The sequence below is a fragment of the Acinetobacter colistiniresistens genome (assembly GCF_024582815.1).
In the GTDB taxonomy this organism is placed as follows: Bacteria; Pseudomonadota; Gammaproteobacteria; order Pseudomonadales; family Moraxellaceae; genus Acinetobacter.
The window spans coordinates 790,734-811,556 of sequence record NZ_CP102099.1 but is presented as its reverse complement, the minus strand read 5'-3'; the positions used below and the strand labels follow the sequence as shown (position 1 = coordinate 811,556).

19 protein-coding genes are annotated in these 20,823 nt (G+C 43.6%); 12 read left to right on the top strand and 7 right to left on the bottom strand.

Annotated elements, in window-relative coordinates:
• Positions 1–94: 94 nt before the first annotated feature.
• Together aciT and serB are read right to left on the bottom strand one after the other, a co-directional pair.
• Positions 95–430 carry a ciprofloxacin tolerance protein AciT gene (gene aciT / locus NQU59_RS03825; RefSeq protein WP_005238035.1) on the bottom strand — a complete coding sequence of 112 codons (336 nt, stop codon included), beginning with the start codon at positions 428–430 and terminating at the stop codon, positions 95–97.
• 402 nt (positions 431–832) lie between these two features.
• Positions 833–2,053 carry a phosphoserine phosphatase SerB gene (gene serB / locus NQU59_RS03820; protein ID WP_257065107.1) on the bottom strand — a complete coding sequence of 407 codons (1,221 nt, stop codon included), beginning with the start codon at positions 2,051–2,053 and terminating at the stop codon, positions 833–835.
• Positions 2,054–2,114: 61 nt separating this feature from the next.
• Between serB and NQU59_RS03815 the strand changes: the two genes are divergently transcribed.
• The 8 genes from NQU59_RS03815 (at position 2,115) to glmS (ending at position 10,423) form a co-directional block, all read left to right on the top strand.
• Complete coding sequence (locus NQU59_RS03815) at positions 2,115–3,410, top strand: hypothetical protein (protein WP_171057842.1); 1,296 nt, start codon at positions 2,115–2,117, stop codon at positions 3,408–3,410.
• 293 nt (positions 3,411–3,703) lie between these two features.
• The gene (gene ribBA / locus NQU59_RS03810) at positions 3,704–4,825 is read left to right on the top strand and encodes a bifunctional 3,4-dihydroxy-2-butanone-4-phosphate synthase/GTP cyclohydrolase II (RefSeq protein WP_005238032.1); all 1,122 of its coding nucleotides are present in this window, start codon (positions 3,704–3,706) and stop codon (positions 4,823–4,825) included.
• Between the two features lie 11 nt (positions 4,826–4,836).
• Positions 4,837–5,307, top strand: coding sequence for a 6,7-dimethyl-8-ribityllumazine synthase (ribH, locus tag NQU59_RS03805; RefSeq protein ID WP_004637206.1), 471 nt, complete (start codon positions 4,837–4,839; stop codon positions 5,305–5,307).
• A 3-nt stretch (positions 5,308–5,310) separates the two neighbouring features.
• Positions 5,311–5,760 carry a transcription antitermination factor NusB gene (gene nusB, locus NQU59_RS03800; RefSeq protein WP_004657014.1) on the top strand — a complete coding sequence of 150 codons (450 nt, stop codon included), beginning with the start codon at positions 5,311–5,313 and terminating at the stop codon, positions 5,758–5,760.
• A gap of 14 nt (positions 5,761–5,774) precedes the next feature.
• A complete protein-coding gene (gene thiL / locus NQU59_RS03795) occupies positions 5,775–6,692 on the top strand; it encodes a thiamine-phosphate kinase (RefSeq protein WP_257065106.1) in 918 nt (305 codons plus the stop codon).
• A complete protein-coding gene (locus tag NQU59_RS03790) occupies positions 6,670–7,185 on the top strand; it encodes a phosphatidylglycerophosphatase A family protein (protein WP_257065105.1) in 516 nt (171 codons plus the stop codon). Before thiL ends, NQU59_RS03790 begins: the two co-directional genes overlap by 23 nt.
• A gap of 22 nt (positions 7,186–7,207) precedes the next feature.
• Entirely contained in the window at positions 7,208–8,572 is a 1,365-nt protein-coding gene (glmU, locus tag NQU59_RS03785; protein ID WP_257065104.1) for a bifunctional UDP-N-acetylglucosamine diphosphorylase/glucosamine-1-phosphate N-acetyltransferase GlmU, read from the top strand.
• A 12-nt stretch (positions 8,573–8,584) separates the two neighbouring features.
• On the top strand, positions 8,585–10,423 hold the full coding sequence (gene glmS / locus NQU59_RS03780; protein ID WP_257065102.1) for a glutamine--fructose-6-phosphate transaminase (isomerizing): 1,839 nt from the start codon (positions 8,585–8,587) through the stop codon (positions 10,421–10,423).
• Between the two features lie 69 nt (positions 10,424–10,492).
• On the opposite strand, the gene NQU59_RS03775 is transcribed toward glmS, so the two are convergent.
• The 3 genes from NQU59_RS03775 to pncA form a co-directional block, all read right to left on the bottom strand.
• Positions 10,493–11,131: a YitT family protein gene (locus NQU59_RS03775; protein ID WP_257065101.1), complete on the bottom strand. Its 639-nt coding sequence runs from the start codon at positions 11,129–11,131 to the stop codon at positions 10,493–10,495.
• Between the two features lie 216 nt (positions 11,132–11,347).
• Complete coding sequence (locus NQU59_RS03770; protein WP_257065100.1) at positions 11,348–11,812, bottom strand: Lrp/AsnC family transcriptional regulator; 465 nt, start codon at positions 11,810–11,812, stop codon at positions 11,348–11,350.
• Between the two features lie 91 nt (positions 11,813–11,903).
• Complete coding sequence (gene pncA / locus NQU59_RS03765) at positions 11,904–12,536, bottom strand: bifunctional nicotinamidase/pyrazinamidase (protein ID WP_005238025.1); 633 nt, start codon at positions 12,534–12,536, stop codon at positions 11,904–11,906.
• Positions 12,537–12,828: 292 nt separating this feature from the next.
• On the opposite strand from pncA, the gene dapA reads away from it, so the two are divergent.
• The 4 genes from dapA to NQU59_RS03745 all read left to right on the top strand — a co-directional run bounded on the left by dapA (position 12,829) and on the right by NQU59_RS03745 (position 17,743).
• Positions 12,829–13,722 carry a 4-hydroxy-tetrahydrodipicolinate synthase gene (gene dapA / locus NQU59_RS03760; protein WP_005238024.1) on the top strand — a complete coding sequence of 298 codons (894 nt, stop codon included), beginning with the start codon at positions 12,829–12,831 and terminating at the stop codon, positions 13,720–13,722.
• A gap of 15 nt (positions 13,723–13,737) precedes the next feature.
• On the top strand, positions 13,738–14,340 hold the full coding sequence (locus NQU59_RS03755; RefSeq protein WP_257066146.1) for a lipoprotein-34 precursor (NlpB): 603 nt from the start codon (positions 13,738–13,740) through the stop codon (positions 14,338–14,340).
• A gap of 36 nt (positions 14,341–14,376) precedes the next feature.
• Positions 14,377–15,096 carry a phosphoribosylaminoimidazolesuccinocarboxamide synthase gene (purC, locus tag NQU59_RS03750; RefSeq protein WP_005238020.1) on the top strand — a complete coding sequence of 240 codons (720 nt, stop codon included), beginning with the start codon at positions 14,377–14,379 and terminating at the stop codon, positions 15,094–15,096.
• A gap of 238 nt (positions 15,097–15,334) precedes the next feature.
• Positions 15,335–17,743, top strand: a complete 2,409-nt coding sequence (locus NQU59_RS03745) for a TonB-dependent receptor plug domain-containing protein (protein WP_257065098.1) — start codon at positions 15,335–15,337, stop codon at positions 17,741–17,743.
• A 40-nt stretch (positions 17,744–17,783) separates the two neighbouring features.
• Here NQU59_RS03745 and NQU59_RS03740 read toward each other — a convergent pair whose 3' ends face one another.
• Positions 17,784–19,523, bottom strand: a complete 1,740-nt coding sequence (locus NQU59_RS03740) for an amidohydrolase (RefSeq protein WP_257065096.1) — start codon at positions 19,521–19,523, stop codon at positions 17,784–17,786.
• A 147-nt stretch (positions 19,524–19,670) separates the two neighbouring features.
• Complete coding sequence (locus NQU59_RS03735) at positions 19,671–20,789, bottom strand: acyltransferase family protein (protein ID WP_257065094.1); 1,119 nt, start codon at positions 20,787–20,789, stop codon at positions 19,671–19,673.
• Between the last annotated feature and the right edge of the window lie 34 nt (positions 20,790–20,823).

Here is a 20,823-nt window from a genome sequence, read left to right as displayed (position 1 = left end):
AATTGTAGAGTTGTCTGTAAAAGCTTTGTTGCAGAAAATTAATACAAAAAAGGCATGCTGAGCATGCCTTTTTTGCTGTTCAAATTATTATGATTTATCGGCTAGAACATTGTTGCTGATCATCCTTATATACAGGTGTATGTTCAATATACTGGCGATTTGCCAATTGCTTTTGTGCTTGTTTATCTTCACGTAAAAGAATAAATGTAACCGTCATCATCGCGAGGCTCAAGGCAGTCAGATAACTATAGGCCACGGACATATCGAATATGGTTTGCGCACCAAAGCGTACCACCTCTAACAGTCCCCAGCACAACATACCCGCCAACATAAAACCTAACCAACGACGATAAGGAGAAAAGAAAACAGCAATAATTGCGACAGCGATTAAGCCAAATCCAACCAACATGGTGAAATTCGCTGCTTCCATAGAAACCTCCGTCTAAAAAAGGGTGGTCTGCAATTGTGTTCAGACCTCTATTTTGTTCTGTAATCTCAAACAGTACTTGGTGTTGCATTAACGTCTTTATGCATTATGGAGGGTTTTTTTTAGAAAAGAAGAGCCTGAAATTAACCTTACGACATAAGCTGTCGCAATATGCTTTTGTCATTACATTTTTTAAAATTACAAAAGTCCTCAATCTCCATATAGCATCAATTGCGGCGTGTCATTACAAAAAAATATCGTTGTTTTATGCCCTAAAAACTTTTTCAGATTTTTTTATTGTTGTTTTTCTATACATTTAGACATAAATATGACGGAATAGTGACGTCCTGAAAATCAATAAGGCCGCTTTAAAAAGCGGCCTTATTTAATACATGAATCATGGTTTTAAGCGCGATTTAAATCTTTGTCATGCATACCCAACAAATACAAAACACCATCTAAACCCACACTTGAAATCGCTTGATTGGCATTTTGACGAACCAGCGGTTTGGCACGGAACGCAACGCCTAAACCTGCAATTGAGAGCATTGGCAAATCATTGGCACCATCACCAACGGCCATGGCCTGCTCAAGTGAAATGCCCATCTTCTCGGCCAATTGACGCAGGAGTTCAGCCTTACGTGCACCATCTACAATTGCACCTTTGACCTCACCTGTCACCACACCGTTTTCGACATCCAGAATGTTGGCATGGACTTCATCAATTCCCAATTTGGCTTGTAAATACTCCGCAAAATACTGGAAACCACCGGACAGGATTGCGGTTTTATAACCCAATGCTTTCAGCGTTGAAATCAGACGCTCCGCCCCTTCAGTCACCGTTAGACGTTCTGCAATTTTAGGTAAAACCGATGCATCTAGACCCTTGAGCAACGCAACACGGGCACGGAAACTTTGCTGAAAATCAAGCTCACCCAACATCGCACGTTCAGTGATTTCAGCGACCTGAGCCCCCACGCCTGCTTCTAATGCCAGCTCATCAATCACTTCTTGCTCAATCAAGGTCGAATCCATATCAAAGCAAACTAAACGACGATTGCGGCGATAGGCATTATCTTCTTGTACCGCCACATCAATATTGAGTTCACCCGATAAACTGAGGCAGGCCGCTCGCATGGCTTGTGCATCGAGCATCTGTCCACTCAGACCAAATTGTACACAGGCACGGCGTGGGAATGCAGTTTCAACATCAAGCTCTAAACGACCCGATAATCGCGTAACCGTTTCAATATTGAATCCTTGACCTGAAACAATTTGAGTGACGGCTTGCAAATGTGCAGCCGTCAGTTCAGGCGCCAGTGCGGTGACGATATAGCGTGTTCGTCCACCTTCACTCACCCATTGATCATATTCTGCGTTGGAGATTGGTTTAAATCGCACAGTTAAGCCAATATCATGTGCTAAAATCAGAATCTCTTTCATTGCTAATGCAGTTGCAGTCTCATTATCCGAAGCAACAACAATCCCAAGGGTAAGTTGATTATGGATAACGGCCTGACCTACATCGAGTATTTGCAAAGAATGTACGGATAGTACTTGCATTAATCGAGTAAACTGATTCGGTTGATCTGGTCCTAGAAAGGATATAAGAATGATTTCTCGCATGAATTGACTCGTGGTTGAGCGACAACTATTGTAAGAATCATAACATAACCCATGAATCTATTTGCCTTGGAAGTTTAACTTGAATGCGCCTCGCCAAGGGCTATTTGCTAGCCTACTGATCGTAAGTTTTGCATTGCATACCTTTTTATTGGTGATTGCAACGACACATCAACTCAATGAAAATCGCGCCAGCCAAGGCCAGCTGATGACCAGTCAGTTAGTGGCAGATACGCTTTCCGAATTGGAACCAGCCAATACCGTTTCATTGGCATTGGTGGCCAATCGCTATGCAACCAACCCAAGTGTTGCATCCATTCGCATTTTGGATGCCAATAAACAAGTACTGGCAACCAGCGGTATGGCCAAAACCCGCCAAGGTGAAGTGTTTGTGCGCGATGCACTGCAAAATGAAAAAAAAGTAGGTACAGTTGAAATCACCTTAATCCAACCGAGCATCGGTGAAATCCTACGGACTCAATGGCTGGCTATTTTAGTTTCTTTATTTATTCATGGTCTGATTTGGTTGGCTTATCGTGCTATTGCGCGCCCAACCCGCAGTGAATACCTTGCAAAAATCAATCAGGAAAATCATCTCAAACATGAGATTCAACGCCTCACTCAAGCACTCGCACTTGAAAAACAGAATGCAGTGACTTTAGTTGCCCAAGCGCAACAACAGGCAAAAGCCCAAGCCAAACCCCGTATTGAAAAAAATCCAGTTGAGCCAATCACGCTGGACGATCAGGCTTTGGCACTTAATATCCAGTTTTATGACCCTAAGCAGTTGCTCAACAGTGTCAACCAATCTGTTTCTGTGCCTTATTTCAAACTGTGCCAACTGTTCTTGGACAAAAGTATTGATCTGTGTGCCAAGCATTATCAAATTGATGCTGCCCAAATTCAGGTGGTACAAGAATTTAATGCCGACGGTGCAAGCTTGGCCACCACTTCGGAAAAAGCCCATGCACTTGAGTGTCTAATGATGGTCGGTGCTGTTTTCCAACTCCTGGCCGATGTACTGTATAAACGTTATCGTGAAGATAAACGTTTTGCCTTGCAAACCCGCGGGGCTGTTGCCAGTGCTGTCGATGCCATGCAATTAGATGCACTTGAAGCCGCAAAACGTTTGGCACAGCATTTACATGCCAAAGAAGCTGCTTTGCATTTAAACCATGAGCAACTGAAAACGATTCAGAACAACTATGAATTGGTGGCAATGCCAAACCCGAGCAATATTATGACCCGTCATGCGTTCATGATTAACGGCATGAATGAAGAATGTGCAACGCTGGCTCAAACTTTACGCACTGAAATTTTAATGGGTAAAAAAACCAGAGCTTCCACAGAGTTTGAATAAGCCTCGGCTTGACTTCTTCTAGCTCCACAGTTGAGTGATTAAAAATACAAGGCTTTGTCTCAATACAAAGCCTTGTATTTTTTCTCAGCACCCAAATATTAATGCTCTACTGGGGTAATCACCATCTGCACAACACGAAATGCCTTTGCAGGCTAAAGTGTTGCTTTGAAATTTGGCGCCCCTGTCTTTTTTATTGCTAAAGAAGCACAGGCGAAATTTTTTAAAATGCGGTAAACTATGCCAGATTTATCGAATACTAGTGCCTGAAAAGGCAACATCAAAGGTGAAAGCGAATGCCGCTGAGTCGTGTTGAAGAGCTTGTCGCAGATATTCGTGCAGGCAAAATGGTCATCCTCATGGATGATGAAGATCGTGAAAATGAAGGTGATTTAGTCATCGCTGCAACGCATGTTCGTCCAGAAGATATTAACTTCATGATCACCCATGCACGCGGACTGGTCTGCCTAACACTGAGTCGTGACCGTTGCAAACAGCTCAACTTGCCATTGATGGTTGATCAAAATGGCGCACAACACGCGACCAACTTTACGCTCTCCATTGAAGCTGCGGAAGGAATCAGCACAGGGATTTCAGCAGCTGAACGTGCGCATACCATTCGCACTGCGGTTGCTGCACATGCCAAACCAAGTGATATCGTGCAACCAGGTCATATCTTTCCTTTGATGGCACAACCTGGCGGTGTATTGCATCGTGCAGGTCATACTGAAGCAGGCTGTGACTTAACCCGCCTAGCGGGTTTAGAACCTGCCTCTGTGATCTGTGAAATTATTAACGATGATGGCACCATGGCGCGTCGTCCTGATTTAGAAGTATTTGCAGAAAAACATGGCTTAAAAATTGGCACTATTGCGGATCTGATTCATTACCGCATGACCAATGAACAAACCGTTGAACGTCTGTCTCAAGAAAGCATTGAAACCGAATACGGCGCATTTGAACTGTATAAATACCGTGAAATCGGTAATCCAGACATTCATGTGGCGTTGGTGAAAGGTGACCCAAAGCAAGGGGTGACCACGGTCCGTGTTCATGGTTTCAGCCCAATTCGTGACTTATTAAAACTCAATAAAGCCGATGGTTCATCTGCCTGGAATTTAGATCATGCAATGAAAACCATTGCAGCAAGTGATCGTGGTGTGTTGGTGTGGATTGGTCAGGATCATCTGGAAGATTTAGGGCCTGCACTGAATAGCTTAAATCAGCCAAAACCGCTGAAATCCAATGCAGCATTATCCCATCAATACCAGACGATTGGTGTCGGTGCACAGATTCTACGTGATTTAGGTGTTGAGAAGATGAAGCTGCTCAGCTCGCCGCTTCGCTTCAATGCCTTATCCGGATTTAATTTAGAGGTAGTGGAATACATCACTGCCGATCAAATCACAGCAAAATAATCGAGGTTGCTATGGCAATTCGCCGAATTGAAGGTTTATTACATCTCGCAAGCGAAGGTCGTTATGCGATCTTAGTCGGTCGTTTCAACAGCTTCGTGGTTGAACATTTACTCGAAGGTGCAATCGACACCTTAAAACGTCATGGTGTTGCAGAAGACGCGATTACCGTGATTCATGCACCTGGTGCATGGGAACTGCCAATCGTTGCAAAAAAACTTGCTGCATCAAATAAATTTGATGCCATCATTGCTTTAGGTGCAGTGATTCGTGGTAGCACACCACATTTTGATTTTGTTGCAGGCGAATGTGCAAAAGGTTTAGGTGTGGTTGCACTTGAAAGCACAATGCCGGTGATCAATGGTGTCTTAACCACAGACAGTATTGAACAAGCAATTGAACGTTCTGGTACGAAAGCAGGTAACAAAGGTAGCGAAGCTGCATTGACTGCAATCGAAATGGTTAACTTATTAAAGGCAATTTAAAGCATGTCGCAAACACTTCAGGCCGCTTATGCAGCGAAACGCAAAGCACGTCGTTTTGCTGTACAAGGGATTTATGAATGGCAAATGAGTCATAACCCAGTCCATGAAATTGAAGCACGTACCCGTGTTGAAAATGCCATGCACAAAGTTGACCTTAACTATTACCATGAATTGCTCACTCAAGTGGTTGCTCAACATGAAGCTTTAGATGAGTTACTCATCCCTGTACTTGACCGTGAGTTAAATGCCCTGGATGGCGTAGAACTTGCCACTTTACGATTAGGTGCCTATGAACTCCGAGATCACCTCGAAGTTCCGTACCGCGTTGTACTTGATGAAGCGATTGAGCTAGCTAAACACTTTGGTGGTGCAGATAGTCATAAATACATCAATGGTGTATTAGACCGTCTTTCATCGAAGCTTCGTGAAGCTGAAAAACAACAAGCAAAATAATAGGCTTGTGTTACATGGCTGAGTTTTCAATTATCGAGCGTTACTTTCAGCGAGCATCCAATTCCGATGTGAGCTTGGGTATCGGCGATGACTCAGCCATCGTTACTCCCCCGCCCTTACAACAATTGGTGATCTGTGCAGATACGCTGGTTGCTGGACGACATTTCCCCCTAGATACCGCTGCCCATGCAATTGGCTGGAAAAGTGTGGCTGTCAATTTATCTGACTTGGCGGCAATGGGAGCAAAACCCCACAGTATTTTACTGGCGCTTAGCCTGCCCAGTATTGATCATGACTGGTTGACTGGCTTTAGTCAGGGTTTATTTGATTGCTGCGATCAATTTGCTGTGAGTCTGATTGGCGGAGATACCACTCAAAGCACTCAACTCAGCATTAGTGTGACCGCTTTAGGCTGGATTGAACAAGGTCAGGCCATTACCCGTGCAGGCGCTCAGGTGGGTGACTATATCTGTGTCAGTGGACAAATTGGTGATGCCGCCTTTGGATTGCAGCATTTGGGGCATGCCTTACAACAACGCTTAGATTACCCAACACCACGTTGCCAGCTCGGCCAACAGCTAAAGGGATTGGCATCAAGTATGATTGATGTATCAGATGGACTTGCCCAAGATCTCGGACATATTTTAAAAGCCTCTCATGTCGGTGCCAAACTACAGCTTGATCAACTTCCCCTCGATCCCTCGCTCAAACAACTGGATCTGCAACAGGCTTGGCATTATGCACTCGCAGGTGGTGACGATTACGAATTATGCTTTACAATATCACCGCAAAACTTTAAACAACTGTCGCGACAACAATTAGATGTTCCGCTTACAATAATCGGCGAAATTACCCCAAAAACAGGATTGTTATTTGAGTATATGGGTGAAATTACCCCATTACATGTTCATGGATACCAACACTTTGCATAAGCCTCCCATTCAATTTAGCCAAATGAGCTGGCTAGACCGTTTCATCGTTTTCTGTGGTGTCGGGTTTGGCTCGGGTTTAGCTCCTAAAGCCCCTGGAACCTTTGGTTCAGCCTTTGCATTGCTGTTTATTCCCTTCTGGTTATATCTTGGTTTATCCGCCAGCTTGGTGGTGGTCATTTTAATGTCTGTGATTGGCATTTATATTTGTGGCCATACCGCAAAAGTCATCAATGTGCATGATGACGGACGTATTGTGTGGGATGAATTTGCGGGACAATCAATTACCCTCCTTCCTTTGCTTTACTTAGGGCAGATGAACTGGCCATGGGTCATTGCGGGCTTCGTTTTATTCCGTATATTTGATGTCTGGAAGCCATTTCCAATCAGCTGGGCAGACCAAAAAGTCTCTGGCGGCTTAGGAATTATGCTTGATGACATCATCGCTGGCCTCTGGGCAGCGCTGTGTATTTTTATTCTCCACTCTTACCTTTGACTTAAGCCATTTAGAGTTAGTTATGTCAACAACTGTTATTATTCTTGCAGCAGGGAAAGGAACGCGAATGCGTTCACAACTACCAAAAGTATTACAACCCCTCGCAGGCCGTCCGTTGCTTGGACATGTCATTCAAACAGCAAAAAAACTACATGCCCAAAACATCATTACCATTTATGGACATGGTGGCGATTTGGTCAAGCAAAGCTTTGCAGCGGAACAAATTGAATGGGTTGAACAGGCTGAACAACTTGGCACAGGCCATGCTGTGCAGATGACCTTGCCTGTGTTGCCGCAGGATGGTATCTCATTGATTTTATACGGTGATGTACCCTTGGTTCGTCAAAGTACACTGGAACAACTGCTCGAGGCATCAAGCCAATCAGGGATTGGTATGATTACCCTGAATGTCGAAAATCCAACAGGTTATGGTCGTATCGTTCGTCAAGCGGGCAAAATTCAGGCCATTGTTGAACATAAAGATGCCAATGAAGAACAGCGTCAGATCAAAGAAATTAATACGGGAATCTATTGTGTCAGCAATGCCAAGTTGCATCAATGGCTACCAAAACTCTCGAACAATAACGTTCAAGGTGAATATTACCTGACTGATATTGTGGCAATGGCGGTTGCAGATGGCTTAGAAATTGCCTCTATTCAACCAGAGCTTGAATTCGAAGTTGAAGGCGTCAATGATCGTTTACAACTTGCAACCTTAGAGCGTCAATTCCAGCAGCAGCAAGCCAAAGAATTAATGCAACAAGGTGTACACCTGATTGACCCAAATCGCTTTGATTTACGTGGCAGCCTGCAATGTGGTCAAGATGTGCAAATCGATGTCAATGTCATTATTGAAGGTGACTGTGAGCTTGGCGATAACGTACATCTTGGTGCAGGCTGTATTTTAAAGAATACCCGTATTGCTGCGGGTACCAAAGTTCAGGCCTATAGCATTTTTGAAAATGCTATAGTCGGTGAAAACGCCCAGATCGGCCCTTTCGCCCGTCTACGTCCAGGTGCCAACCTTGCCAATGATGTCCATATCGGCAATTTTGTTGAAATTAAAAACTCAACAATTGGTCTAGGATCTAAAGCCAATCACTTCACTTATTTAGGTGATGCCGAGATTGGTGTAGGCTGTAATATTGGTGCAGGTACCATTACCTGTAACTATGATGGTGCCAATAAACACCGTACGATTATTGAAGACAATGTGTTTATCGGAACCAATAACTCACTGGTTGCACCCATCAAGATTGGTCAAGGTGCGACCACAGGTGCGGGGTCAACCTTAACCCGAGATGTGGCTGACCATAGTTTAGCTGTCGAACGATCAAAACAGTTTGAAAAAGCAAATTATCAACGTCCCCAAAAACTGAAAAAATAAGAGGATAAAATTATGTGTGGTATTGTTGGTGGCGTTGCTGAACGTTGTGTAACCGATATTCTCATTGAAGGCCTAAAACGCCTCGAATATCGTGGCTATGACTCTGCAGGATTAGCCTTACTGAATAATCAGAATATTTTACGTGAACGTCGTGTTGGCAAAGTCGCTAATTTGGCTGAAGCGGTATCAGAACAAAATTTAACGGGAAATGTCGGTATTGCACATACCCGTTGGGCGACACATGGTAAACCAACCGAAAATAATGCGCATCCGCATGTTTCTGGCAATGTCGCCGTGGTTCATAACGGGATCATTGAAAACTACCAAGAACTGAAAGATGAATTACAAGCACTGGGCTATGTATTTACATCGCAAACCGATACCGAAGTGGTTGCACATCTTGTTCATCATGCATTGCAGCAAACCGATAGCCTACTCGAAGCGGTGCAAAACATCACCCCTCGCCTTAGAGGGGCTTATGCGCTTGGTATTATTCATACGGCCCATCCTGATGAGCTGATTACCGTTCGTGAAGGTTCGCCACTCGTCATTGGCGTAGGGATAGGTGAAAACTTTATCAGTTCAGACCAATTGGCCTTATTGCCAGTGACCAATCGCTTTGTGTACTTGGAAGAAGGCGATATTGCACGCTTAACTCGTACTAGCATTGAAGTTTTTGTCAATGGTGAAGCTGTTGAACGTCCAGTGAAAGAATTGGATGCAACGGTGAGCAATGCCTCTAAAGGTGAATATAAGCACTTTATGCTCAAAGAAATTTATGAGCAGCCTGAAGCCATTCAGCAAACAATTTCCCAAGCGCTCAACGGCAATAGCTTACGTGATGATTTTCTCAGTCATGCCAATGCTGATTTTGCAAAAATTCAACAAGTGCAAATCATAGCCTGCGGAACCAGCTACCATGCTGGAATGATTGCCAAATACTGGTTTGAAGCATTGATTGGCGTGCCTTGCCAAGTTGAAATTGCAAGCGAGTTCCGCTACCGCAATCCAGTAATCGTCGCCAATACCCTATATATCTGTATTTCACAATCAGGTGAAACCGCGGATACTTTAGCGGCATTACGTGAAACACAAAAACGTGCGAAAGCCAACAACCTTGATATCAGCACCATGACGATTTGCAACGTTGCAACTTCATCTATGGTTCGTGAAACAAATCATCACTTGCTGACACTGGCAGGGCCGGAAATTGGCGTGGCATCAACCAAAGCCTTTACTACCCAACTTGCCGCATTGATGTTATTGGTACTAAAAGTGGGTCAAGTGAAACAACGTTTGTCTGCGGACAAGCTTACAGAAATTGCAACTGCGTTATGGCACTGCCCGAAAATTATTTTAGATACCTTACAAGGTGATACTGAAATTCTTCGCCTGTCTGCATTATTTGTTGAAAAAAATCATTGCTTGTTCTTGGGTCGTGGTACGAATTTCCCGATTGCACTTGAAGGTGCATTGAAACTAAAAGAAATTTCGTACATTCATGCTGAAGGCTATGCCGCAGGTGAGCTCAAACATGGCCCATTGGCATTAGTCGACAATGACATGCCTGTGGTGATCTTGGCACCTCATGACGATATGCTGGATAAACTTAAATCCAACATGGAAGAAGTACAAGCACGTGGTGGTGAGTTATTTATCTTTGCAGATGAAAACAGCGGCATTCACGGCAAAGATCGCCAACATGTCGTACATGTCCCAGCAGTTAATGAATGGTTAGCACCTATTGTCTACAGTATTCCTGTGCAGTTGCTTTCTTATCATGTTGCTGTATTACGTGGAACAGATGTGGATCAGCCTCGAAACCTTGCCAAGAGTGTGACCGTAGAATAAACCTTGAGATAGAAGAAGGGTTTGCCCTTCTTCTATCTTTTTATTTATTAGAATAACAACACAATGGTTTTATGCCACATAGCGCGTGGTTTTATGGTTCAGTAGAATAATCGAATTCAAAATGATCACACCCAAAATCGAAATCAAAATCAATTTCCAGTCCACAAATAATAATGACGTGAACAAGATTGCCATATCCAGCCCCAACTGAACTTTACCTGCTGGAATATTAAAACGTTCCTGTAAATACAAGGCCAGCAAATTAATGCCCCCTAAACTTGAACGATGTCTAAATAAAATCAGAAAGCTCACCCCCATCAATACATTGGCAAAAATTGTGGCATAAATTGGATTGACATCTGAAAGATGGAAAAACTGCGGAATAAGCTCACTAAATCCCGCTAGCAATGTCACGGCAATAAAGGTTTTCACCACCAGTGCTATCCCCATCTTTTTATAGGCAAAATAATAGAATGGAATATTGATTAGGAAAAATAGCGTACCAAATTTGATGTCTGTAACGTAATGGAGTAACAAAGATAGACCAGCCGTTCCTCCACTCATAATGCCAGCTTGTTTTAATAAGATCATGGCAAAAGAAAGGATAAATGTCCCTGTCAACATGGCCAATGCATCTTCAATCTTGGAATGTTGGTCGATGACAGACACGACTGGACTTACCAGAGATACATTTTGCTCGGTATTCATAAGGCATAACTCAAAAACAGAACAGCAGAAGGGAGAGACGTCTTCAAGCAAAGACATGCCATATTTGATCATTTTTATTTAAATTTCGCAATTTATTCTTATATTTTTGGCATAAATGCAATTTATATTCAAAATAATCCATTTCGAATAATCTATATGCTTTGACCTGTGTTGCTTTGGCTTGGTAGTAGATAATGTGACAACGAGATCCGTTTTTTATTTAATTGCAATCCCGTTTTCTTTCAACTTTTCCAGCACAATCGAAGTATTGAGATTACTGACACCAAAGTTCTTGGAGGATAAAATCCCGATCAGCTTGACCATTTCATCGAGATTTTTAACTGCAACTTTCAATGCAAAATCGTAGCTGCCTGTCAGTTTATGAATATCTTTGACTGTTGGCTCATGCATTAAAAATTCAACAAAGCGATCATGGGTTGCATCACTATAATTTTGCAATTTTACCTCAATAATCCCCATAATCGGTGCCGGATCAGCACTCAATGCGATTTGTGCATAATAACCCGTGATAATCTTCTTCTGCTCAAGCTGCACACGGCGGCGTGAACATTGAGAGGTCGATAACCCGACCAATTCAGCGAGTTCCTGATTGGCCAAGCGTCCATTCATCTGTAAATGATGGATAATTTTTTGATCAAAATCATCAAGTTCAACAGTCATAAAACGCTCAATTCAGGTTTAAGGCATAATTTAACAGATGCAGATGCACCCGCTTTCGAAGTTTAGCGCCTTTAGATCAGATAGCTCAAGCTTATGCCAAAATTACAGTCGATTGAATCCGCTGAACCCCTTGCTCTAACATCTGTTGCCACGCCTGTTGCAGTGAACCATTCAAATCAATCGCTTTACAGGCATCTTCAATCACATAGGTTGTGAATCCCATCTGTGCAGCATCCAGTGCCGTCCATGCGACACAAAAATCAGTGGCAATCCCGACAAGGTAGACCGTATCGATTTGATGTTCTTTTAAATAGCCCTGGAGACCCGTCGGAGTTTTGCGGTCCGCTTCCATAAAGGCAGAGTAGCTATCAATCTCCACATGGAAGCCTTTACGGATAATCAGCTGTGCGGTGGGAATATCCAGCTTGGGATGAAATTCAGCATCCTGTGTGCCCTGTACACAATGCTTTGGCCACAAGACCTGAGTCCCGTAAGGCAACTCGATGGTCTCAAAAGCTCGTTTATCTAGATGATTATCAGCAAAGGAGACATGCTGATCAGGATGCCAGTCCTGCGTCAGGATTACCGTATCAAACTGTTGTGCCAGTTGGTTAATCACAGGGATAATCTGATCCGCATCCGTGACTGCCAAGTTTCCACCTGGGGTAAATCCATTTTGCACATCGACCACAATTAAGGCGCTGTGTTTTGAATCAGTTTGCATCTCATTATTCAATCTAGATTACTCCCGAGTACAATACCTTGCCTCATCTCATCTGGCTAGCCAACCCGATATAAACTTTTCTTAAGATGAAAATCATTCAGCTTAAAGATGAAGGAAAGTTTTCAGCTGTTTGACTAAAGCATATTGTTCTTATGCCGCTGATCAGTCATAATTTGCATAATTGTCATTCAATCGAATTCATTATTGAACGGCGAATCAAAATACTGCAACCATCCAATATTTCGTTTCAACTAATTCAATCTCGGATGGGAAAATAGGATAGTTTTTTAAAATGACTCAGCTAGCACAGAATATTCAAGGTTCAATTGTCGCACTCGTCACCCCTATGTTTGAAGATGGTCGCGTAGATTGGAAGAGCCTTGAGAAGCTCGTTGAGTGGCACATCCAACAAGGTACACATAGTATTGTTGCTGTTGGCACAACGGGCGAAGCCTCTACGTTAAACATGGAAGAACACACACAAGTCATCAAAGAAGTGATTCGTGTAGCCAATAAACGCATTCCAATTATCGCGGGTACAGGTGCAAACTCGACTCACGAAGCAATCGAACTCACCAAAGCAGCCAAAGAACTCGGTGCCGATGCCGCATTGCTCGTTACACCATATTATAATAAACCCACACAAGAAGGCTTATATCAACACTATAAAGCGATTGCTGAAGCCGTTGATATTCCACAAATTCTTTATAATGTTCCAGGCCGTACCGGCGTTGACATGCAAAATGAAACCGTGATTCGTCTTGCTGATGTTAAAAACATTGTTGGGATTAAAGATGCAACAGGTGATGTACCTCGTGGTCAAGCGCTCATCGAAGGTTTAAAAGGTAAAATTGCAGTGTACTCAGGCGATGATGAAACTGCTTGGGAACTGATTTTACTGGGTGCGAAAGGAAACATCTCGGTTACGGCCAATGTTGCACCAAAACAAATGAGCGAAGTTTGTGAAGCCGCCTTGGCTGGCGATCAAGCCAAAGCACAGCATTTGAATCAACAAATTGCAAATCTACACAATATTTTGTTTTGCGAATCAAACCCAATTCCTGTGAAATGGGCGTTGCATGAGATGGGATACATTAGTACAGGTTTACGCCTGCCTTTAACCGCTCTCGCAGAACAATATCGTGAACCGCTCCGCACAGATTTAAAAACTGCGGGCATTATTTAATACGAGCAATTTATGATGCAATTACGTCTTGGTGTTGTCCTTGTCATTTCAGCTTTAAGTTTGGCTGGTTGTGGTCGTTTTGCCCTCAATAATCATTCTTTAGATTATAAAAAAGCGCAAGCGCTTGAACCTCTCAAATTCCCTGAGAATGCAACGGTAAGACCATTCACGCCATTGTATCCAGCACCAACGGTTGACCCACTTGCGATTCAACATGCGCCAACATTTGAGAATAAAACTGGCAACCGTTATGCATTACCTCGTCCAGAGTCAATGCAAACCACAAGCAATAGCACTGAAGCGACAGTAACCCGCTTAGGGCGTCCACAACTGGTGATGGATGGCAATAAAAATCCATTATTGAAGGTGGAAGGCCCAACGGCGACTGCGTGGCAATATGCCTTTGCTACCGTGAGCAGCCTCAACTATAAAGTCATCTCGCAAGCAGATCATGGCTATGAAGCAACGATTAAGGTGAATGATCAGAACTACGTGTTAAAGCTGTCTGCGGTAGGCTCAAACAATACTATTGCCCTGTTCAAACCTGACACCACGTTCGCAGACCCAGCGGTTGCGACTGAAGTGTTAACCCAGATTTACCAAAATTGGCCAGCCTAGTCGTTTACTAGGCATTTTTTTTCAAAAGGTTCCTCCATGTTAAAACAAACCTTGCTCTATACTGGTAAAGCTAAATCTGTATACGAGACAGATAGCGCTGATCACCTGATTTTGGTCTTTCGTGATGATGCTTCAGCATTCAATGGCGAAAAAATTGAGCAACTCGATCGTAAGGGCAAGGTCAACAACCGTTTTAACGCCTTCATCATGGACAAATTGGCTGCAGCCGGTATCGAAACGCATTTTGAAAAACTGCTTTCTCCAACTGAAGTATTGGTGAAAAAGTTGCACATGATCCCGGTTGAATGCGTAATTCGTAACTACGCAGCAGGTTCACTGTGCCGTCGTTTAGGCGTTGAAGAAGGTAAAGAATTAACGCCTCCAACCTTTGAATTGTTCTTTAAAGATGACGCGCTTGGCGATCCAATGGTAAACGAATCTCAAGCGATTGCTTTGGGTTGGGCAACCGCTGAACAACTTGAAAAAATGAAAGAACTCACTTACCAAGTGAATAATGTACTCAAAGCATTATTCGATGCAGGTAATATGATTCTGGTTGATTTCAAACTTGAATTTGGCGTGTTCCATGACCGTATCGTGTTGGGTGATGAGTTCTCTCCAGACGGTTGCCGTTTATGGGATAAAGACACCAAGAAGAAACTTGATAAAGATCGTTTCCGCCAAGGTTTAGGTGGTGTGGTTGAAGCTTATGAAGAAGTCGCTGCCCGTTTAGGCATTAACTTAGACGATATCTAAGTTAGATTAGGCCGTTACTGCTTCTGAAAAACCAGTCCGCTCGGGCTGGTTTTTTATTTTCGTTTCAAAAAACAACTTCATTTTAAATATCAATATTCTATAAATAATTTACTTAAAAACATCATTTTCAGCTTTGCAAATTTTGTTCTAATCTTATGTTTTTATATTGTTTTTGAAAATATTTTGATGCTCCTACCATGTTCACAAATGTTTACAGAACTTGAGTTAGAACATCAACATGAATACTCCCCAGACCAAAACCTTTCCCTTTCGTCTCAGTACGAGTCTGATTCTACTGGCCCTGTATAGCAATCTACATGCAGCAGAAAACAATCCTATCGAACCCGAACAGGTCAAAACACTCGCGACGATTGTGGTGACAGGAACCCGTGCCAACAATCGCTCACAAACCGAATCATTACAGCCGATTGATGTGATTAGTGCCAAAGAGCTAACTGAACGCACCGGTTCCAACGAACTGGGCACAGCCTTATCACGGATTATCCCTTCAATTAATTTTCCCCGCCCTACCGTCGTCGATGGCACTGAACTGGTTCGGCCTGCACAACTGAAAGGACTCGCACCTGATCAGGTACTGGTTTTGGTCAATGGTAAACGTCGCCATACAGGGGCTTTTATCAATCTCGGCGGGACCATTGGCCGAGGTTCTGCGCCCACTGATTTAAATGCCATTCCCATCTCGGCGATTAGCCGTGTCGAAGTGTTGCGTGAAGGTGCATCGGCTCGCTATGGTTCTGATGCGATTGCAGGCGTGATTAATATTATTTTGAAATCCAATCCAAAACATGGCGAAGCAGGGATTAAATACGGCATTTATAACAAGGGCGATGGTGAGCAAAAACAATCTTTTGTGTCAGGTGGCACCCAACTGAATCATTATGGCTATGCGATTTTTTCAGGAGAATGGCAGGATAGCCAAGCCACCAACCGTGCAGGACCTGACTTGCGTGATCCGAAATCAAGCACCTATGGGCAACGCACTTTCCGCTTTGGTGATCCAGATTCCGATGAAGTCAAAGCAGCCATCAATCTGGGCTACGATCTCAGTGATAACACGGAACTGTATTCCTTTGCCACCTATAGCCACCGTAATGCCGAGACTGCGGGATTCTATCGTTTAAGCAATGCCTCCAATAATATTCCTGCCCTCTATCCAAATGGCTATCTGCCAATCATACAAGGACAACTGGATGATTTTGGCGCGGTGGCAGGGATCAAAGGTGATTGGTCAGCATGGCATTATGATGCCTCGGTCAATTATGGCTTAAATCGTTATGATGTCGATACCAAAACGATTAATGTCGATCTCTATAAAGACACCGCTGCCACCCCTTTTGGCTTCCAAAATGGTACGCTGAAAAATGCTCAAACCGTAGTGAATTTTGATCTTTCTCGAGCGTTTAATCTCGCAGCACTCGCCAGCCCACTGAATGTTGCCTTTGGAACGCAATATCTGAATCAGAAATATCAGATTCAAGCAGGTGATCCTGCTTCTTATTATAAAAGTGGCTCTTCTGGTTTAGCCGGTTTTCGTGCTGCTGATGCAGGAGAATGGTCACGCGACAGTTATGCGGCTTATCTGGATTTAGAAGCCAATTTAACTGAAAAATTGTCTGCATCTACAGCCTATCGCCATGAATATTACAATGATTTTGGTCACACCGATAATGCATCCCTGTCTTTACGCTATGCCATTCATCCTACGCTTGCAGTCCGTGGCAGTGCCTCTTCAGGTTTTCGTGCACCAAGCTTAGCGCAACAATATTTTGCTCAGACCTCCTCTCAACTGGTCAATGGTCAGTTGGTTGAAGCTGGCACTTTTCCAACCACCTCACAAGTGGCACAATTACTCGGTGCCGAACAGCTGAAACCAGAAAAATCAAAAAACTATAGTGTGGGTCTGGTACTGACGCCGACAGATCAGTTGTATGTGACCCTGGATGCGTATCAAATCGACATTGATCACCGCATTAGCCTGTCTTCCAATATCAATGCCAGTAGCAATACAGTACGTCAATATCTGAATTCAAATGGCATCAGCAACACCAACTTCAGCACCATCCGTTATTTCAACAATGCCAGCGATACCCGCACCCGCGGTGTTGATTTAGTCGCGACCTATAAGTGGACGGACTTGCCTTATGGGGAACTGAATAGCTCTTTGGCTTATAACTACAATAAAAATAAAGTCACTCATGTAGATGGCAATCCTGCGATCTTAGATGCATTGGGAATCAATCTGACCCGATTGGACCGCCGAGAGCAATATGGTCTACTTGCCGCGAGTACCCCTGAACATAAATTCAGTTTAGCGAATGACTATAAGCTTGGAAATTTCAGTGTGAATACCAATCTCACCCGCTACGGCAGTTTTAAGACCTTTAATAATTCAGGCGCAGCCAAAGACCAAAAATTCTCAGCCAAATGGTTACTGGACTTAGCCCTGTCTTACCAATATCAAAACTGGAACTTTACCGTGGGTGGCGACAATATTACCGATGTTTATCCTGATAAGGATGTATATGACATCAACCAACCGACTGGGGGAAGCTTACCGTATAGCCAGTTCTCGCCTTTTGGCTTTAATGGCGCGTTCTATTACGGCAAGATCAATTATCGTTGGTAGAAATAAAAACCGAGCGTTTTAGCTCGGTTTTTTTATGCTTTTAATGGCTTGAATCCTGATAAATCAGCTTGCCTTCCTTATAGGTGGCCCACACTTTAATGTTTTTAATCTCACGACTCGGTACGGTCAGCGGATTCTGATCCAAGATCACCAAGTCAGCCAACTTGCCTTGAGTTAATGTGCCCTTGGTCTGGTCTTCAAAATATTGATACGCCGCCCAAGCTGTCATCGATTTTAATGCCAGATAAGGACTAATTCTTTCATCTGCGCCCAGTACATAATCCGTACGTGTCACTCGATTTACCGTGGCGTCCAGCATCATCATGCTACTCGGTGGTACCACCGGGGCATCATGGTGCTCGGTAAAGATCAGATGCTTGTTGAATGCCGTTGCCGTTGGCGAAATACGGGCAGCTCTGGTCTCTCCAAGCGTTTGTTGGCGATGCCAATCCCCCCAATAAAAAGTATGTAAAGAGAAAAATGACGGAATAATATCAAGTGCTTTGAGCTGATCCAGCTGATCATCCCGAATGGTTTGCGAATGGATTAGTACACTGCGGCGATCTGCTTTGCCTTGTTTTGCTGTGGCATCTTTTACCGCGCCAATAAACTGATCAATGGCTGCGTCACCATTGGCATGGGCCAGTACTTGCCAGCCTTGCTTAAAGGCTAAATTGATATAATCCTTGACCTGTTGATCATTACTGATCGCAGGATAGCCTCTATAAGTCTTATCTTTACCTTCAGGTGGAACTAAATAGGGCTGTGTCAGCCAAGCGGTCTTCCCCTGAGGTGAGCCATCTAAGCTAATTTTGATTCCGCCAATACGAAAATGATGATCATACTGGTGGCTACTGCCTTGCTTAAGCATATAGTCTTGACTGGTGGTGATATCAGGGTAAGACACCACATCAATCGGCAACCGATTTTGCTGAGCCAAAGCATGCCACATTTCCGTGGTGCCCTGATCAGCCCGTCCCTCTTGTACTGTGGTGAAGCCATTTTTCACATAAGCAGCAATGCCTTTTTCTGCAATCTGAAACATCACCGCAGGGGGAACATCTTTAAAAATTGAGCCAATTGCGCTAAATAACGCCGATTCTTCCAATACACCATTTGGTACATTTGAACCTGCTTCACGGCGAATCACCCCACCCGCTGGATTTGGGGTCTGTTGATCGATCTTCAGTAATTCCAGTGCCTTATGATTGACCGAAGCCAAATGCCCCGATTGATGCAAAATCATCACTGGCTGATCTTTGGAGACCCGGTCTAGATCGGTTGCTGTCGGATGGCGTTGCTCAGTCAGTTGCGCATCATCATAACCATTACCCAGAATCCAGCCGCCCATGGTTTTAATTACAGCAGGATTCTGAGCTTTCCATTGCGTCAATACATTCACCAGAGAATTGATATCTGAAACCTGCCCATCAGGCATCGGGTAGAGATTGGCGACCATTTGATGGAAACCGACCATATTCACATGACTATGCGCATCAATAAAGCTCGGTAATAAGGTTTTATTTTTTAGATCAATCGACTGAACTTTTCGATCCGCCAAGCGTACTGCCTGCTGCTTAGACCCGACAAAACGAATCTTTCCATCTTTGACCAGGATGGCTTCTGCATATTCAGGTGCATCGCCCGACATAGTGAGAATTGGACCACCATAAAACAGCTGTTCTGTTGCTGTGACGGGTACTGCTGTGCTTGCGCAGCCTGCCATCGCCACCGAAATCGAAGTGAATAGGCTAAAGTGTTTGAGATGAGTACGGTTCATGTATTAAAACCCATATTTTTATTATGTCTTTTTTGATTAAAACTGATTCTGGCGACAATAGAAAGCTTTGTCTGATGATTTTTGTAATGTTTGTTCAATTTTTCAATATGCCGCAAGCCAACGGATAGCGACGGCATAACTTAGCAGTTAAAACATTTTTGCCAGCTTATTCGAGATTTTAATCGCGGCATCATCGACATAACGACTATAGGGTTGTGCCAAAAGAATACTCAGCAACATAATCACTACACTCGCCAGTAATCCCGCATTGAGATAAGACAAGCCGCCTTGTACGTAGAAGAAATTAAACAATGGAATGCCCAAAGCATACAGTACCGCTAAGTGGATCAGATAAATCGAAAATGAAATCTTACCTAAAAACACCCAAACGGTTCGATCAAAACATTGGGCGAGCCATTGACCTTTAAGCACCGCATACACAATACAAAAACCACCGACAAAGTTGAGGTAGTCGTACGTTTGTTCACCTAAAAAGCGGGTGAAAAACTGATAGCTGGCACTACTGTTATGCGCACCACACAAATATAAGCCCAATATAAACAGCACAACCGAAACGACGGTACTCAGCTCTACGGCATACAGAAACAGTCCCATCCCCAAAATAAAACTCAGGATGCCAAGTAATACCGTTTGTGAAATCAGATAAGCAGTAATCACACTCAAGATCAAAAACAGACCACAGAGAATAGGCAACTTGCCATAAAAATAACAGGCAAGATAAATGACCAGTGACCCAAGTAACTCAATTTGCATGGTCCACAGCACCCAGTTATAGCTGGAATCCCCAAATAAGAATGCACCGATACTGCCTTCATAAAGTGCTGTACTCAGTTGTGGATGTGGATTGGCCAACGCTGCGCCCCATTCTGAAACATGAGACACATCGACAGGGATAAAACACACCAGATAGGCAATCACACAAGACACAAAGGTCGGAATGGCCAAACGTGGATAGCGCTTAATTAAGGATGTTTTCAACTGTGCTGCACTATTTTGCTTCTTAAAACTGGATAAACTCAGTACAAATCCACTTAGCACAAAAAAAACAAAAACCGCCCCTGTACCCGAATAAAAGAATGCCAGAGGAGAATGATGGAGCTGCGCAAGAAACTCATATTGCGGCACCCTACTGGCATCAAAATTATGCAGCTGTGGGAAGAAAGTCAGTGAGATATGTGACAACACAACGGCGAGACATGCCAAGCCTCGGATACTTTCCGCGGCATTAATTTTGTTTGTGGTCATGGTGAAACTTAATCATCCTTGATAAGCGGATGAT

Excerpts from the sequence above, each read along its gene's own strand:
- aciT (WP_005238035.1), bottom strand. The coding sequence starts at position 430 with ATGGAAGCAGCGAATTTCACCATGTTGGTTGGATTTGGCTTAATCGCT.
- serB (WP_257065107.1), bottom strand. The coding sequence starts at position 2,053 with ATGCGAGAAATCATTCTTATATCCTTTCTAGGACCAGATCAACCGAAT.
- ribBA (WP_005238032.1), top strand. The coding sequence starts at position 3,704 with ATGCCGCTGAGTCGTGTTGAAGAGCTTGTCGCAGATATTCGTGCAGGC.
- ribH (WP_004637206.1), top strand. The coding sequence starts at position 4,837 with ATGGCAATTCGCCGAATTGAAGGTTTATTACATCTCGCAAGCGAAGGT.
- nusB (WP_004657014.1), top strand. The coding sequence starts at position 5,311 with ATGTCGCAAACACTTCAGGCCGCTTATGCAGCGAAACGCAAAGCACGT.
- thiL (WP_257065106.1), top strand. The coding sequence starts at position 5,775 with ATGGCTGAGTTTTCAATTATCGAGCGTTACTTTCAGCGAGCATCCAAT.
- NQU59_RS03790 (WP_257065105.1), top strand. The coding sequence starts at position 6,670 with ATGGATACCAACACTTTGCATAAGCCTCCCATTCAATTTAGCCAAATG.
- glmU (WP_257065104.1), top strand. The coding sequence starts at position 7,208 with ATGTCAACAACTGTTATTATTCTTGCAGCAGGGAAAGGAACGCGAATG.
- glmS (WP_257065102.1), top strand. The coding sequence starts at position 8,585 with ATGTGTGGTATTGTTGGTGGCGTTGCTGAACGTTGTGTAACCGATATT.
- NQU59_RS03775 (WP_257065101.1), bottom strand. The coding sequence starts at position 11,131 with ATGAATACCGAGCAAAATGTATCTCTGGTAAGTCCAGTCGTGTCTGTC.
- NQU59_RS03770 (WP_257065100.1), bottom strand. The coding sequence starts at position 11,812 with ATGACTGTTGAACTTGATGATTTTGATCAAAAAATTATCCATCATTTA.
- pncA (WP_005238025.1), bottom strand. The coding sequence starts at position 12,536 with ATGCAAACTGATTCAAAACACAGCGCCTTAATTGTGGTCGATGTGCAA.
- dapA (WP_005238024.1), top strand. The coding sequence starts at position 12,829 with ATGACTCAGCTAGCACAGAATATTCAAGGTTCAATTGTCGCACTCGTC.
- NQU59_RS03755 (WP_257066146.1), top strand. The coding sequence starts at position 13,738 with ATGCAATTACGTCTTGGTGTTGTCCTTGTCATTTCAGCTTTAAGTTTG.
- purC (WP_005238020.1), top strand. The coding sequence starts at position 14,377 with ATGTTAAAACAAACCTTGCTCTATACTGGTAAAGCTAAATCTGTATAC.
- NQU59_RS03745 (WP_257065098.1), top strand. The coding sequence starts at position 15,335 with ATGAATACTCCCCAGACCAAAACCTTTCCCTTTCGTCTCAGTACGAGT.
- NQU59_RS03740 (WP_257065096.1), bottom strand. The coding sequence starts at position 19,523 with ATGAACCGTACTCATCTCAAACACTTTAGCCTATTCACTTCGATTTCG.
- NQU59_RS03735 (WP_257065094.1), bottom strand. The coding sequence starts at position 20,789 with ATGACCACAAACAAAATTAATGCCGCGGAAAGTATCCGAGGCTTGGCA.